This is a genomic window from Pararoseomonas baculiformis (assembly GCF_017813395.1).
GTDB classification, from domain to species: Bacteria; Pseudomonadota; Alphaproteobacteria; order Acetobacterales; family Acetobacteraceae; genus Roseomonas; species Roseomonas baculiformis.
In genome coordinates, this window is record NZ_JAGIZB010000007.1 from 29733 (window position 1) to 44855 (window position 15123).

A 15123-nucleotide genomic window follows, 5' to 3' on the forward strand; every position below is an offset into this window, starting at 1 on the left:
CGATCATCCGAGACCTCGCCCCTGCCCGGCCCGAACGGCCGCGCCCGGCGTGCCTGACCAGGAGCCGCCCATGGCTGCCGATACCAACGCCTCTTCCACGGGCACCTTCGACAAGGTGGCCGACATCATCGCTGAAAACAGCGAGGTCGCGCGCGACAGCATCAAGCCCGACAGCCATGTGACCGAGGATCTGGGCATCGACAGCCTGGACTTCCTGGACATCGTCTTCGCCATCGACAAGGCCTTCGGCATCAAGGTGCCGGTGGAGAAGTGGACGCAGGAGGTGAATGCCGGCGACAAGCCCGCCGAGCACTACTTCGTCATGAAGAACCTCGCGGCCCGGATCGACGAGCTGGTCGCCGCCAAGGGCGCCTGATGCGCCTCGAATACTTCCAGATGATCGACCGGGTGGTGTCCCTCGAAGGGGATGCCATCCAGGTGGAAAGCCGCGTGCCTGAGGCATCGCCGGTCTTCGAAGGGCATTTTCCCGGCCATCCGCTGGTGCCGGGCGTGCTGCTGGTGGAGACCATGGCCCAGGCCAGTGGCTGGCTCATCCTCGGCCGCAACGGCTTCGCGCAGATGCCCTTCCTCATGTCGGTGAAGGAGGCGAAGTTCCGCAGCTTCGTCGGCCCGGAGGCACCTCTGGAGGTGACCGCCAGGGTCACGCATGACGGATCCGGCTTCACCGTGACCGAGGCGCGCGTGACCAGCGGGGGCAAGCGGATCGCGGATGCCGAGATCCTGCTGCGCTCCATGCCCTTCCCCCATCCCGATCTGGAGGCGGCCATGCGGGCCAGCGCCCAGCGCATCGGCCTGCCGGGCTTCGCGGCATGATCCGCCGGCAGGTCGTCATCACCGGCACGGGCCTGGTCTCCGCCCTGGGCGAGGGGCCGGACGCGCATTGGAACGCGCTTTCCGCCGGCACCGCGCCGGTGGTGGACGAGGCGAGCTACGCGCCCTGGACGGTGCATCCCCTCCCCGCGCTGAGCCTGGACACGCAGATCCCCAAGAAGGGCGACCAGCGGCAGATGGAGCCCTGGCAGCGCCTGGGGACCTATGCCGCCGGGCTCGCGATCGATGATGCCGGCGCGCGCGACTTGGTGGCGGACATGCACCTCATCGTCGCGGCCGGGGGTGGCGAGCGCGACGTGCCGCTGGACGAGCAGGTGAATGCCGAGCTGGCGAATGCGAACGACCCCGCCCAGGCCGGCGCCCGCCTGAACGAGCTGCTGGCCACGGGGCTGCGGCCCACGCTGTTCCTCGCCCAGCTCTCCAACCTGCTGGCGGGCAATATCTCCATCGTCCATGGCGTCACCGGTTCCTCCCGCACCTTCATGGGTGAGGAGAGCGCGGCGGCGGATGCGGTGCGGATCGCCCATGCCCGGTTGGCCGAGGGGCGCGGGGAGATCGCGCTGGTCGGCGGCGCCTTCACGGCGCAGCGCTGGGACCTGGTGCTGCTCTACCGCGGCGGCGACGGCATGTGGGAAGGCCCACACAAGCCCCTGTCGGAGCGCCCGGCATCCGGCCAGGGCGGCATGATCCTGGGTGGCATGGCTGGCTTCCTGGTGCTGGAAACCGAGGAGCACGCGCGTGCCCGCGGCGCGCGCATCCTGGCTCGGCTCGATAGCGTGGCAAGCGATGCGTCCCGCCGCGCCGCGCCGGGCGAGGCGGCGGAGGCAGCGCGCGCCCTGCTGCCGCGCGTGGCGCCCGAGGGCGTGGAGGCCGTGATCTCCGGTGCCTCCGGCGCCCCTGATGCCTGGGCGGAGGAAGAGGCCTTCCTGCGCGGGCTCGATGCCCCGGTGCGGCGCCCGGCCAACCTGATCGGCCATGGGGTGGAGGGCGCCTTCCCGGCCCATGTGGCGCTGGCCGCGCTGGCGCTTTCGCGGGGCGGCTTTTACGGCCGCATGGACCCTGCCGATTCCGGGGATGCGGCGGCGCCGTCGCGCATCCTCGTCACCGGCTTCGGGCAGTGGCGCGGCGAGGCGCTGGCCGCCCTCTCCCGCGCGGAGAAGAATTGATGCGCGACCATCTCGGGCGTCCCCTGGTGGCGGTGACGGGCATGGGCGCCGTCACCTCCCTTGGCTTCGGCGTGCAGGACAACTGGTCGCGCCTGCTGGCCGGGCAGTCCGGCATCCGCCGCATCACGCGCTTCCCGACCGAGCATCTGAAGACCACCATCGCCGGCTGCGTGGACCTGCCGGAAGAGGCGGGCGGCGAGGTGCTGACCAGCCCGCTGCGGGTGGAGCGCATGGCCGGCTTCGCGATGGAGGAGGCCGTGGCCGCCTCCATCCTCGGCGCTAAGGGAAGTTTCCCCGGCCCGCTCTTCCTCGGCATGCCGCCGGTGGAGGTGGAATGGCCGGATCGCTTCCTGCTCACGCGGGAGGCGAGCAACCCCTCCTATGCCGCGATGACGGCCGTGACGGGCGGGCACCGCGCCATCTACGAAAACTACCTCTTCGGTGGCGTGGGCGAGAGGCTGGCGGCGCGCTTCGGCACGCGCGGCGCGCCCATCTCCCTCACCACGGCCTGCGCCACCGGCGCCTCGGCCATCCAGCTTGGCGTCGAGGCGATCCAGCGCGGCGAGTGCACCGCCTGCATCGCGGTGGGCGCGGATGGCTCGGTGCATGCCGAGGCGCTGATCCGCTTCTCGCTGCTCTCGGCGCTCTCCACCCGCAACGAGGAGCCGGAGAAGGCGTCCCGCCCCTTCGAGAAGAACCGCGCCGGCTTCGTGATGAGCGAGGGCGCGGCCGCGCTGGTGCTGGAGGATTACGAGGCGGCCCGCGCGCGCGGTGCCACCATCATCGGCCTCGTCTCCGGCGCGGGCGAGCGGGCGGACAACTTCCACCGCACGCGTTCCAACCCGGATGGCCGCGCCATTGTCGGCGCCATGAAGAACGCGCTGGACGATGCGGGGCTGGAGCCGGGGCAGATCTCCTATGTGAACGGCCACGGCACGGGCACGCCGGAGAACGACAAGATGGAGAATTTCGGCATGCGCGCCGTGTTCGGCGAGAATGCGCCGCCGATCTCCTCCAACAAGAGCATGATCGGGCACACGCTTTCCGCCGCCGGTGCGCTGGAGGCCGTGTTCTCGCTGCTGACCATCCGCGACGGGCGCCTGCCGCCCACCATCAACCATGACGAGCCGGACCCGAGCATCACGCTCGATGTCGTGCCGAATGTCGCGCGGGACGCGACGGTGAGGCACGTGCTCTCCAACTCCTTCGGCTTTGGCGGGCAGAATGTCTGTCTCGTCCTTTCGGGAGAGCCCGCCTGATGCGTGCGCTGCGCCTGCATGGCGATCGTGACCTTCGCCTGGAGGACATCCCCGAGCCGCCGCCGCCCGCACCGGGCGAGGTGCGGCTGCGGATGCGCGGCATCGCGCTGAACCACATCGATGTGTGGGGCTGGCGCGGCATGGCCTTCACCCAGCGCAAGCTTCCGATCTGCGTCGGCGCGGAAGCGGTCGGCGAGGTGGTGGCGCTCGGCGATGGCGTGCAGGGCTGGAAGATTGGCGACCGCGTGGCGCCCTATGGCGCGCAGACCTGCGGGCATTGCCGCGCCTGCGTCGAGGGCCGGGACAATCTCTGCGAGAATGTCACGGGGGTGAAGGGCTTCCACCTGGATGGCTTCGCGGCGGAGTTCGTGAACCAGCAGGCCCGGCTTCTCGTGCGCGTGCCCGATGGTGTGTCCGACAACGACGCGGCCTGCGCCGCTATCACCTTCTCCACGGTCGAGCACATGCTGTTCGACAACGCGAAGCTGCAGCCGGGCGAGACCATCCTGGTGCATGCGGCGGGATCCGGCATCGGCACGGTGGCGATCAAGGAGGCCAAGGCGCTGGGCTGCACCGTCATCGCCACGGCGGGCGATGACGAGAAATGCGAGAAGGCCCGGGCACTCGGCGCCGATCACGTCGTCAACTACAACGAGAAGAACTTCGCCTCCATCGCGCGCCGCCTGACGGACAAGGTGGGCGTGGACGTGGTGTTCGAGCATGTGGGCGCGAGCACCTGGTCCGGCTCGCTGCTCGCGCTGCGAATGGGTGGGCGGCTCGTCACCTGCGGCTCCACATCCGGCGTCTCGGCCGAGACGAACCTGATGATGATCTTCCAGCGCCAGCTTCGCATCTTCGGCAGCTTTGGCGCCTCCATGCGCAACGTGGCCGATGGGCTGGCGAAGATGGCGGGCGGCATGACGCCGGTGCTGGACCGGGTGATTCCGCTGGAGAACTTCGCCGAGGGGCTGGACCGGCTGGAGAGCCGCCGCGTCTTCGGCAAGATCGTGGTCACGATCTGACCATGGCACGGGGCGGGCCCGCGGATGCCGCGCTGGCAGCGCTGACCAGCCTGGGCTTCGCGATACCGCGGGCGCTGGGTCCTGACCTGGGCCCGCGCTTCGGTGCCGCCCTTGCGCGCCGCCTGGGCCCCCTGACCTCGGCCCACCGGATCGCGATGGAGAACATCGCGGCGGCCTTCCCGGACAGGGACGCGGCCTGGCACCGGAAGGTGGCGGACGAAGCCTGGGACAATCTTGGCCGGGTCGCTTTCGAGTACGGGCATATCGAGACGATCTGGGACCTGACCGAGGCGCGCGATCCCAAAGCCCGCATTCAGGTGGATGACGCGACCTTCGCCCGCTTCTCCGAGATCCGCGAGACGGGTGGCCCTCTCCTGGTTTTTGCCGCCCATCTGGCGAACTGGGAACTGCCGGCGGTGGCCGCCGCCAAGCACGGGCTGGATGCGGCGGTGCTCTACCGCACGCCGAACAGCCGCCCGATCGCCGAGCACATCCTCAAGCTCCGCCAGGACCTGATGGGCGAGCTGATCCCGGCCGGGCTGATGGCGCCGACCAAGCTGGCCAAGGCACTGCAGCGCGGCGCCGTGGTGGGGATGGTGGTGGACCAGCGCTTCGGGCGCGGTCCACGCATCGATTTCCTCGGGCGCCCGGCCCAGGCCAACCCGCTGCTGGCGAATCTCGCCCGCCGCTTCGACTGCCCGGTGCGCGGCGCCCGCGCCATCCGGCTGCCGGGCGGCCGTTTCCAGCTGGAACTGACCGACCCGATCGATCTGCCCCGTGACGCCGAGGGGCAGATCGACGTGGCAGCCGCGACCCAGACGGTGAACGACGTGATCGCCGGCTGGGTGCGGGAGCATCCGGGCCAATGGCTCTGGATGCATCGCCGCTGGCGCTAGGGGCAGCGCCCGGGCGCTGCCCCTAGCGCCCGGGCGCTGCCCATGGTTCAGGCAAAGCCGAAATCATCCCGGCTCAGTGCCCCGAGGCTGACATTGCTGAGGACGAGCGTGTTGCCCTGCCCGTCGCCGATCCAGGTGTCGCTCCCGACCTGCGCGGCGTTGGCCATGACCTGCTCGAAGCTGGAGAAGAGGGCGGAGGAGAAGATCACCGCATCCTCCGTGCCTGCGCCGGCCGCGAAGTCGCGGATCACGTCCACGCCGAAGCCGGGGTTGACAACGAACAGGTCGCTGCCGCCTCCACCGATCAGGATGTCGTAGCCGGCGCCGCCCTGGATGACGTTCTGCCGGGCATTGCCGATGATCGTGTTGTCCCCTGCATTGCCGTAGCCATAGACCTGGATGCCATAGCTCATGTCCAGCCACTCGACATTGGTCGGCAGGGTGAAGTCGGCATAGGCATAGACGATATCGTAGCTTCCGGCCGCGATAGAGCCCTCGAAGACGACGTCCCGGGAATCATCGACCTCGTAGGAGTCATTGCCCAGGCCGCCGGCCATGGTGTCGATCCCGGCTCCGCCCAGCAGGACATCGTCACCCTCGCCGGCATCCAGAACGTCGTTGCCCGTGCCGCCATCCAGCAGGTCCAGCCCGGCGCCGCCGTTCAGATAATCGCCGCCGCTTCCGCCAAAGAGCCGGTCGTTCCCGGCACCACCATACAAGGTATCCCCGAACTCGAAGGGACCGCGGATCGAGACATGGCCGCCAAGGCCGAACAGGGTGTCGTCGCCGCTCCCCCCGTCGATGAAGTCCGTCAGGTTGCTTCCGGTGATCACGTCGTTGCCGCGGCCGGCCTCCAGATAGATGCCAAACCCGTCGGATTCGAAAGTCTCGGGCTGGATGAAGCCCCAGTCGATGATGTCATCCCCGTCCAGGGTATAGATGACCCGGTCGATGTTGTTGAAGGCGCTCCGGTTGTCCGCGCCGTTCGTGCCGATCTGTGCCATGGTGCTTCTCTCCCGTGCAGCCCGCCGGGATGGCGGGGTAATGCGGTGGTGCGGGGTTGCCGCACAGAGCCCTGGGCTGTGGCATCTAACGGGGCGCCAAGGGCCAGAAATAGGCGATCAGCGGCACGCCCACGATCACCACGATGATCGAGAGCGGCAGGCCGAGCCGCGGGTAATCCCCGAAGCGGTAGCCGCCGGGGCCCATCACCAGCGTGTTACACTGGTGCCCGATGGGGGTGAGGAAATCGCAGGCCGCGCCCAGCGCCACTGCCATGAGGAAGGGATCGGGGTTCAGCCCCAGCTTCGAGGCCAGCGTGGCCGAGATGGGCCCCATGACCAGCACGGTCGCTGCGTTGTTCAGAAAGGGGGTGACAGCCATGGCCAGCACCATGGTGACGGCCAGGGCGGCCAGAGCGGGCAGCCCCTCCACCGCCCCGGTCAGCCAGCCCGCCAGCAGGTCGGTACCGCCGGTGTTCTGGATGGCGCCGCTCACGGGGATGAGGGCCGCCAGCAGCACCACAACAGGCCAGTCCACCGCCTCATACGCCTCCCGGGTCGTTATGACCCGGAACACGAAGAGCGCCACCACGGCGCCGAAGAAGGCCACCGCGATCGGCAGCATACCGAAGGCAACGAGCAGCATGGCGACGGCCAGCACGGCGAGCGGAATCCAGGAGCGCCGCCCCTGGCCGAGCGCCATGCCGCGCTCCGCCAGCGGGAGCACGCGCAGCTCCCCGAGATTGTCCGGCATGGTAGCGGCCAGGCCCCGGAGAAGCACCACGTCGCCGACTCGCAGCCGGATCTGGGAAAGCTTGGTCCGGATCGCCTGCTCCCCGCGCCGGCTGACAGCCAGCAGGGAGACACCGTGGCGGCTGCGAAGGGTGAGCGCCGCCGGGGTGCGGCCGACCAGCGGGCTCTCACCGGTCACCACGCCCTCCACCACGCGCATGTCGTCCTCGTCCGTGTTCGGGTCGTCGGGCACGGGGGCGTCGCCCGCCAGCACCAGCCCGGCTTCCGCCACCAGCCGCTCCAGCTCCGCCGCCTCGCCCCGCAGCATCAAGCCTTCCCCGATGGCCAGGCGGCGCTCGGGCGAAGGCGCCTCGGAAGCCAGGGAGGTGATGGAGGGAAGTGCCGGCCGGCCTTCCACATCGGCCTCTACCAGCGCCGCTTCCTTGGGCGCCAGGATGGAGGAGACGCGGACCTCCCCTTCGGAGAGGGCCTCCAGTTCCGCAACCGTCATCCCGATCGCCGTGCCTTCCTCGGGCACGCGGGCCTCGACCGTGTACTGGCCGATGTTGAAGGCCGCCTCCATGGAGCTGGCCCCGCGCCGCCCGCCGGGCAGGAGGCGCCACCCCACGGCGAGGAAAAGCAGCGACACGACGCAGATCCCCAGGCCGACCGGCGTGTAGTCGAACATCCGGAAGGGCTCGCCCGTCAGCTCCTCCCGCACGCGGGACATGATGATGTTGGGCGAGGTGCCGACCAGCGTGACCACGCCGCCGACCATGGCGGCGAAGGCCATGGGCATGAGCAGCGCGGCGGGCGGGGTGCCGGTTCGCCGAGCAAGCTGGAAGGCCACCGGCATCAGGATAGCCAGGGCGCCCACATTCTTGGTGACCATGGCCAGGACCATGGTGGCGCCCGCCAGCACGGGTACCTGCACCGCCGCCGTCCGCAGCCGGGGCGTGACAGGGCGCATGATGGTCTCCACCGCGCCGGAACGGGCCACCGCGTGGCTGATGACCAGCGCGGCGGCGACGATCACCACCACATCGTCGGAAAAGCCCTCAAAGGCCTTGTCGAGCGGAATGATGCCAAGGACCACGCCTCCGAGAAGGGCACCCAGGGCGACCGCGTCATAGGCGAAGCGCCCCCACAGGAAGAACCCGATGGTGACCGCCATCAAGGCGAAGGCCAGCCCTTGGTCGAGCGTCATGCAACCGTCGATGTGACGCCCGTGACCCGGGCGTTCCCCTGGTGCCGGCCCTGATCGGCCCGCTGCGGAGGGAAACCCGGAAGGGATGATGCTGGTTGCGGCGCCAGCAACATCCCTGTCATGTCAGGCGGTCGGGGCCTCCGCCCGGAGCATGCGGATGATGCCGGAAAAATCGGCCTCCGCCCCGCCTTCCTCGACGAAGCGGCGGTAGAGTTCCAGCGCGCGGGCGCCCATGGGGGTGGCCGCCCCGGTCTCCCCGGCTGCCTGCTGCGCCAGGCCGAGATCCTTCACCATCAGTGCCGCGGCGAAGCCCGGCTTGTAGTCCCGGTTCGCGGGGCTGCCCGGCACCGGCCCGGGCACGGGGCAATAGGTGGTGAGAGACCAGCACTGGCCGGAGGACTTCGAGGCCACCTCGAACAAGGCCTCATGCGAGAGGCCGAGCTTCTCGGCCAGGACGAAGGCCTCGCAGGTGCCGATCATGCTGATGGCCAGCAGCATGTTGTTGCACGCCTTCGCCGCCTGGCCGGCGCCCGCTTCGCCGCAATGCACCACGGTGCGGCCCATGGCGCGGAGGATGGGCTCGGCGCGCGCGAAGCCCTCATCCGGCCCGCCCGCCATGAAGGTCAGCGTCCCGGCCTCGGCGCCCATCACGCCGCCGGAAACCGGCGCATCGAGAAAGACGCGCCCGGTGGCGGCCGCCACCTCCCGCGCGGTCGCGACATCGATGGTGGAGCAATCCAGCAGGATGGCATCCGGCCGGGCCGCGGCGGCCATTCCGCCGGCCCCGAGCCAGGCCTCGCGCACATGCCGGCCCGCAGGGAGCATGGTGAGGACGAAGTCTGCCCCGGCGGCGGCCTCGGCGGCCGATGCGGCGGGACGGGCGCCCTCCACCCGGCCCATCGCCTCGGCCGAGAGGTCGAAGACGGTGACCCCATGGCCTGCCTTCACCAGGTTGCGCGCCATGGGGGCGCCCATATTGCCGAGTCCCACGAAGCCGATCTGGGCCACCATTTCCTCCATGCCTGTCGGGCCGGAGGCTAGGACGGTGCCCCGCCTGGGTCCACGGGGCCGGGGCAGCCCGCCCGGCCCGGTTTCACTTTCCCTCGGGCGGCAGAACTCCAATACTGCGGGCGAGGAAACAGTTCAGGGAAAATCCCATGCTCGTCACCCGCCGCCATGCCCTTGGCCTGGGCGCTGCCGCTCTCGCCACGCCAGCCCTTGCGCAGAGAAGCTTTCCCGACAAGGCGATCCGCATGCTGGTGCCCTGGGCGCCCGGCGGCACCACGGATGTGCAGATGCGCGCCGTGTGCGAACAGGCCGGCAAGCGGCTCGGCCAGCCCGTGGTGGTGGAGAACAAGCCCGGTGCGGGCGGCATCCTCGGCGCCCAGGCGCTGCTGAACGAGCGGCCGGACGGCTACACCCTGTCGCAGATGCCGATCAGCGTGTTCCGCGTGCCCTTCATGGCGCAGCGCCCGCCCTTCGATCCGCTAAACGACTTCACCTACATCTCCCATCTCACCGGCTACCTGTTCGGCGTGGTGGTGAAGGCGGACGCGCCCTGGCCCGACTTCAAGTCCTTCCTGGCGGATGCGAAGGCCAATCCGGGCAAGTTCAACTACGGCACGCCCGGCGTCGGCACCTCGCTGCACATCACGATGGAGCAGATCGCCGGCAAGCAGGAAATCAACTGGGTGCATGTGCCCTTCCGTGGCGTGGCGGAGAACATGCAGGCGCTGCTGGGCGGGCAGATCCATGCCACCGCGGACAGCTCCGGTTGGGCGCCGCTGGTGGAGGATGGAAGGCTTCGCCTTCTCGTCACCTGGGGGCCGGAGCGCGCCAAGCGCTTCCCCAACGTGCCCACGCTGAAGGAGTTGGGGATCGATATCGTCTCCACCTCGCCTTATGGCATCGCGGGGCCGAAGGGGATGGATCCCGCCGTGGTGCGCACGATCGATGCTGCCTTCAAGGAAGCGATCACCGATCCCGCGCACATGGCCGTGCTGGACAAGTTCGACATGCCGCCGATGCATATGGGGCCGGAGGCCTATACCGCCTTCGTTCGCAAGTCCGTGGAGGAGGAGTCTGCCATGATCCGCCGCATGGGACTGCGGATGTAGGCGCCGCGCGGAGATCAGGCCGGGATCAGTTCCGGCCGCCCTGCCTCCACCACGAAATGCGCCCGGTCCTCCAGCGGGGCACCGGGGCGCGACACATAGGGCACGGCGCGGAACCAAGTCTGCATCCGTCGCTCATCGGCCTGATGGAGCGTGTAGCCGCGCCGCGCATTGAAGAAGCGGATATGCGGGTTTCGCTCCAGCGCACGCTGGCCGGTCGCGCTCGTCTCGCCGCCGTCGCCGGCGGATGAGATGGAGGAGGCAATGAATTCCACGCCGAGGGCCGGCCCCTCCCGGTCGTAATCCGGCCGCAGCGTGCCGGCCCAGGCCGTGTGCACGTCGCCCGTGAGCACCACGAGATTCGCCACCCGTGCCTCCCACACATGGTTCAGCAACCGGGCACGGGCGGCGGGATAGGCATCCCACTTGTCCATGTCGTAGCGCGGCGTCTCGTCCCCGTTCGCGCCGCCGACATCGCGGCGCATCACCGGCACCTGCTGCGCAAGGATGCTCCACACGGCCTCCGCGCCTGCGAGGCGTCGGAAAAGCCAGGATTCCTGCTCCGGTCCCAGCACCTGCGCCGCGGGATTCAGAACGGCCTCGCAGACCGGCTTCACGAAGTCGCCGCAGGGCTGGTCGTCGCGATGGCTTCGCGTGTCGAGCACGGAGATGGAGGCCAGGGTGCCCCAGGCGATGCCGCGCCAGGCCGTGACCTCCGGGCCGCGCGGGATCTGCCCGCGGCGGACCGGCATGGCCTCGTACCAGGCCTGGAATGCGGCGGCCTTTCGCAGCGCTAGCACCTCCGGCCCGATGCCGGCCCGCGCGCTGATGGCCCCGGCCCAGTTGTTCTCCACCTCATGGTCATCGAAGGAGGTGATGAAGGGATGCGCGTGATGCGCCGCGCGGAGATCGGGATCGAGCTGGTAGAGCGCGTAGCGGCGGCGATAGGCCTCCAGCGTCTCCACGGGTGGCGAGTTGTGGCTGCGTATGGCGGGGAAGTTGCCGCTTCGCCCGGTATTGGCGCGTCCCTCGTAGATGTAGTCCCCATAATGGAAGACGAAGTCGATATCCTCCTCCGTCGCGGCATGGCGCCAGGCGGTATAAAGGCCCTGCTCGTAATGCTGGCAGCCGGCGGAGATGAAGCGCATCCGCGCCGGGCGCGCGACAGGCGCAGGGGCGGTGCGCGTGCGGCCGACCGGGCTGGCCACGCCGCCGGCATGGAAGCGGTAGTGATAGCGCGCCGCCGGGCGCAGCCCCGTAACCTCCACGCGCACGGAATGGTTCAGCTCGGGCCGGGCGAGCGCGGTGCCGCGTGCGGCGATGCGGGTGAAGCCCTCGTCCTCCGCCACCTCCCAGCCCAGTTCCAGCGCTTCGGGCGGAAGGCCGCCATCGCCCAGCGGATCCTGGGAGAGCTGGGTCCAGATCACCACCCCGTCCGGCCAGGGGTCACCCGAGGCAACGCCAAGGGGAAAGGGATCCGTGCGGAAGACTGGCATGGGTGCAACACGCTGGGCGAAGGCCGGGCGGGTGGCGGCCAGCGCCGCCATGGCCGTCGCGCCGCGCAGCAGCCCGCGCCGCGACAGGTCGAGAATATGCCGCGTGACGCTGTCCATATGACGTTCCCCGTTCAGACCGGAACCTCTCCCGGCGGCTTGAGGGCGGTCAAGACGAAGGAGGATTTCGTTTCCTTCACCCCGGGCATGCGGAGCAGCGCCTTCATGGAAAATTCGGCATAGGCCTCGAAATCGGCCGCGAGGACATGGAGGAGGTAGTCCATCTCCCCGCTCATCGCATAGGCGGCGAGCACTTCAGGACGGGCGGAGAGTGCCTTCTGGAAGGCCTCCACCACCTCCTCGGCATGGCTGGAGAGGGCCACCATGACGAAGGCCTGGAGGGGAAGGCCCACCCGCGCCGGATCGAGCACGGCGGCGTAGCGCGCCACCACCCCCGTCTCCTCCAGCCGCCGAAGGCGCCTCTGGCAGGGGGTGGGGGAAAGCCCGACCTGCTCGGCCAGGGCCACCACCGAGAGGCGGCCATCCCGCTGGAGGGCGCGCAGCATGCGCCGGTCGGTTGCATCCAGCGCAGGAGCGTTTTTCGCCATTCCTGGTCCTCCGGGTGGCGGATATCACTCCAACGGATCGATGCGCGTTGCAACTTCGCCGGTTTCCGCCTCCGCCGCCGCGATAGGCTTCCTGAAAACCGACAGGGAGACGGAACCATGAACGGAAGCATGCAGCCCGCCGAGGGCATCATCGGCACCGCCAGCCTGCCCCAGGGCCTCCGCGGCGATTACGACCATGCCTTGGCGGATGGCACCCTGCCCGATGCGGTGCTGGCCCCGCGCAGCGCTTCCGACCACGCCACCTGGCGCACCCTGGTCGCGCGCCAACGCCGCATCTTCCCGGGCCGCGCCGCCTCGGCCTGGCTTGAGGGGCTGGACCGGCTGCGCTGCGACGAAGCCGTGCCGAGGCTGGAGGACGCCTCCGCCATCCTGCGGGCCGCCACGGGCTGGAGCCTTGTCCCCTGCCCCGGCCTTCTGCCCGACGCACAGTTTTTCGGCCTGCTGGCGACGCGCCGCTTTCCCGTGACGCATTGGATCCGCAGGCCGGAAGAGCTGGACTACATCGTCGAGCCCGACATCTTCCACGATTTCCTCGGCCATGTTCCGCTGCTCACTCAGCCGGACTATGCGGAGTTCCTCGAAGCCTACGGGCATCTTGGCCTGCAGGCCGAGAAGCGTGGGCAGCTCGCGCCGCTCGCGCGCTTCTACTGGTTCATGGTGGAGTTCGGCCTGATCGCGGAACGCGAGGGGCTGCGCGCCTATGGCGCCGGCATTCTCTCCTCCCGCACGGAGACGCTGCACGCGCTGTCCGGCACGCCGCGGCGGCTGGAATTCGACATGGCGCGGGTGCTGCGCAGCACCTACCGCATCGATGACGTGCAGCCCGTGTACTTCGTCATCCGCGACTACGGCGAGCTTTTCGCCGCGATCGGGCAGGCACCGAAGCTGCTGGACGCGGCAGTCCGGGCCGATCCTATCCCGCCCGGCGGCCAGGGGCCGGACGACCGGGCGTGGCGGGGCTAGGAGGTCAGGCGGCGCGCGCTGGCCTCGTCGAGCGCGCGCTGCTCCGCCCGCTGTCGCGCCCGGCGGGCCTCCGCCTTCCTCTGGGCTGCCAGGTTTTCCACCGTGCGTTCGGCCGCGCGTGCCGCGCCCAGAGCCTCCGCGGCGGCCTGCGCGCGTCCTTCGCCATCCACGGCGCGGCTCGCGGCGGCCTGGCGTTCGGCAAGGCCGCGCGGCAGCCAGGCGGCGTGATCCGGCCCGCCAAGCCGCGCCTCCTCGCGCAGCGCCTCCGACGCCGCCGCCACCTGGGCGATGGCGGCATCCCTGGCGGCGGCTTCCCTGGCGAGGTGATGCCGGGCCTGCATCACCTCCAGGCCCCGTAGCCGGGCGAGCACGGCCAGCGGATCCCGCCTCATGCCGTCTCCATAGCCAGGGCCAGCGCGGCGAAGGCGCCCGCCACCGTGCCGTTCTCATCCTTCCCCTGCCGGAGCACATCCTCGATCGCCGGCGCCACCCGCATCGCCTCGTCCACGGCCGGGTCGCTCCCGGCGCGATAGGCGCCCAGCCGGACCATGTCCGCCATGTCGCGGTGAAGGGAAAGGATTCGCCGCGCGCGGGCCAGCAGGTCGCGCTCGGCCGGCTCCAGGCAGCCAGGCACGGTGCGGGACAGGCTGCGGAGCACATCCACCGCCGGGTAGCGCCCGCCTTCGCCGATCCGGCGGTCCAGCACCACATGCCCGTCCAGGATGCCGCGCACGGCATCGGCCACGGGCTCGTCATGGTCGTCACCTTCGACGAGCACGGTGAAGATCCCGGTGATGGAGCCCCCGCATCCTTCCCGCCCGGGTCCCGCTCTCTCAAGCAGGCGTGGCAGCTCCGCGAAGACGCTGGGCGGAAAGCCGCGCGTGGCGGGCGGCTCACCGGCGGAAAGGCCGATCTCCCGCAAGGCCATGGCGAAGCGTGTGACGCTGTCCATCATCAACAGCACATGCTTGCCGGCATCCCGGAAATGCTCGGCCACCGCCATGGCGGCCAGCGCGGCATCGCGGCGCATCAGCGGCGCCGAATCCGATGTGGCACAGACCACCACGCTGCGCCGCAACCCCGCCGGCCCAAGATCATCCTCGATGAACTCGCGCAACTCGCGCCCGCGCTCGCCAACCAGGCCGATCACGGCGACATCGCAATCCGCATGGCGTGCCAGCATGGACATGAGGCTGGACTTCCCGACGCCTGAGGCGGCGAACAATCCGAGTCGCTGCCCGCGGCGGCAGGTGGCGAAGGCATCGAGGGCACGAACGCCCAGATCGATCCGCGGCCCCAGGCGGGCACGCGTTCCCGCCGGGGGTGGCGGGGCCCGGAGCGCGCGTGGCTGCCCGCCCCGCGGAAGTCCTCCAAGCCCGTCTAAGGGCTGCCCCACCGGGTCCACGACACGCCCGAGCCATTCGCTGCAGGGACGCAGGAGGACCGGCCCGACATCCTCCGCCCGGGCCCCAACCTGCAGTCCCTCAAGTCCCTTCCTGGCCACGGCGCTGGCCGTGCCACCGCGGAAAGACACGACTTCCGCCAGGATCTTTTCGTGAGACTCAGAACTGCATTCTATACAACCACCGATAGGTGGCGGGGGGTGAAGGCCGTTCACCTCCAGGGAGAGGCCATGGACCGAACTAACCCTGCCATGTCTGACCAAGCCATTGTTGTCGCTCGTAAATGTGGGAAGTTCTATAAAGCCAATCCCCTGAGACGTTTCAGCATGTCTCATTTTTTGATCTCCAGTCTCGGTTCTTAATACATCCCAAGAATGAAAATACCC

15 protein-coding genes are annotated in these 15123 nt (G+C 69.7%); 8 read left to right on the plus strand and 7 right to left on the minus strand.

The annotated features are described in order from the left end of the window. Window positions 1-70: 70 nt before the first annotated feature. From J8J14_RS08805 to J8J14_RS08830, 6 genes are read left to right on the plus strand one after another with little or no spacing between them, the layout of a single operon-like run. A complete protein-coding gene (locus J8J14_RS08805) occupies window positions 71-376 on the plus strand; it encodes an acyl carrier protein (protein WP_209379137.1) in 306 nt (101 codons plus the stop codon). Continuing rightward, window positions 376-834 (plus strand): 3-hydroxyacyl-ACP dehydratase FabZ family protein, encoded by a 459-nt coding sequence (locus tag J8J14_RS08810; protein WP_209379138.1) that lies wholly within the window; start codon window positions 376-378, stop codon window positions 832-834. The genes J8J14_RS08805 and J8J14_RS08810 overlap by 1 nt, the downstream gene beginning before the upstream one ends. Continuing rightward, on the plus strand, window positions 831-2018 hold the full coding sequence (locus J8J14_RS08815) for a beta-ketoacyl-ACP synthase (protein WP_209379139.1): 1188 nt from the start codon (window positions 831-833) through the stop codon (window positions 2016-2018). Before J8J14_RS08810 ends, J8J14_RS08815 begins: the two co-directional genes overlap by 4 nt. Continuing rightward, complete coding sequence (locus tag J8J14_RS08820; RefSeq protein ID WP_209379140.1) at window positions 2018-3277, plus strand: beta-ketoacyl-ACP synthase; 1260 nt, start codon at window positions 2018-2020, stop codon at window positions 3275-3277. The genes J8J14_RS08815 and J8J14_RS08820 overlap by 1 nt, the downstream gene beginning before the upstream one ends. After that, complete coding sequence (locus J8J14_RS08825) at window positions 3277-4299, plus strand: zinc-binding dehydrogenase (RefSeq protein WP_209379141.1); 1023 nt, start codon at window positions 3277-3279, stop codon at window positions 4297-4299. Before J8J14_RS08820 ends, J8J14_RS08825 begins: the two co-directional genes overlap by 1 nt. 2 nt (window positions 4300-4301) lie before the next feature. Next, entirely contained in the window at window positions 4302-5195 is an 894-nt protein-coding gene (locus J8J14_RS08830; protein WP_209379142.1) for a lipid A biosynthesis lauroyl acyltransferase, read from the plus strand. A gap of 47 nt (window positions 5196-5242) precedes the next feature. On the opposite strand, the gene J8J14_RS08835 is transcribed toward J8J14_RS08830, so the two are convergent. From J8J14_RS08835 to mmsB, 3 genes are all read right to left on the minus strand, one after another. Beyond that, complete coding sequence (locus J8J14_RS08835) at window positions 5243-6199, minus strand: calcium-binding protein (RefSeq protein WP_209379143.1); 957 nt, start codon at window positions 6197-6199, stop codon at window positions 5243-5245. 85 nt (window positions 6200-6284) lie between these two features. Then, a complete protein-coding gene (locus tag J8J14_RS08840; protein WP_209379144.1) occupies window positions 6285-8135 on the minus strand; it encodes an SLC13 family permease in 1851 nt (616 codons plus the stop codon). Window positions 8136-8258: 123 nt separating this feature from the next. After that, window positions 8259-9155, minus strand: coding sequence for a 3-hydroxyisobutyrate dehydrogenase (mmsB, locus tag J8J14_RS08845; RefSeq protein ID WP_245215597.1), 897 nt, complete (start codon window positions 9153-9155; stop codon window positions 8259-8261). Between the two features lie 137 nt (window positions 9156-9292). Between mmsB and J8J14_RS08850 the strand changes: the two genes are divergently transcribed. Further along, window positions 9293-10252 (plus strand): tripartite tricarboxylate transporter substrate binding protein, encoded by a 960-nt coding sequence (locus J8J14_RS08850; RefSeq protein WP_209379145.1) that lies wholly within the window; start codon window positions 9293-9295, stop codon window positions 10250-10252. 14 nt (window positions 10253-10266) lie between these two features. On the opposite strand, the gene J8J14_RS08855 is transcribed toward J8J14_RS08850, so the two are convergent. Together J8J14_RS08855 and J8J14_RS08860 are read right to left on the minus strand one after the other, a co-directional pair. Further along, window positions 10267-11862, minus strand: coding sequence for an alkaline phosphatase D family protein (locus J8J14_RS08855; protein ID WP_209379146.1), 1596 nt, complete (start codon window positions 11860-11862; stop codon window positions 10267-10269). A 14-nt stretch (window positions 11863-11876) separates the two neighbouring features. Next, entirely contained in the window at window positions 11877-12350 is a 474-nt protein-coding gene (locus J8J14_RS08860; protein WP_209379147.1) for an Lrp/AsnC family transcriptional regulator, read from the minus strand. Between the two features lie 117 nt (window positions 12351-12467). Between J8J14_RS08860 and phhA the strand changes: the two genes are divergently transcribed. Then, window positions 12468-13334: a phenylalanine 4-monooxygenase gene (phhA, locus tag J8J14_RS08865; protein ID WP_209379148.1), complete on the plus strand. Its 867-nt coding sequence runs from the start codon at window positions 12468-12470 to the stop codon at window positions 13332-13334. On the opposite strand, the gene J8J14_RS08870 is transcribed toward phhA, so the two are convergent. Then, window positions 13331-13726 (minus strand): hypothetical protein, encoded by a 396-nt coding sequence (locus J8J14_RS08870; protein ID WP_209379149.1) that lies wholly within the window; start codon window positions 13724-13726, stop codon window positions 13331-13333. The two genes, phhA and J8J14_RS08870, sit on opposite strands and share 4 nt — an antisense overlap. After that, on the minus strand, window positions 13723-15072 hold the full coding sequence (locus tag J8J14_RS08875) for a FliI/YscN family ATPase (RefSeq protein WP_209379150.1): 1350 nt from the start codon (window positions 15070-15072) through the stop codon (window positions 13723-13725). Before J8J14_RS08875 ends, J8J14_RS08870 begins: the two co-directional genes overlap by 4 nt. Window positions 15073-15123: the final 51 nt, after the last annotated feature.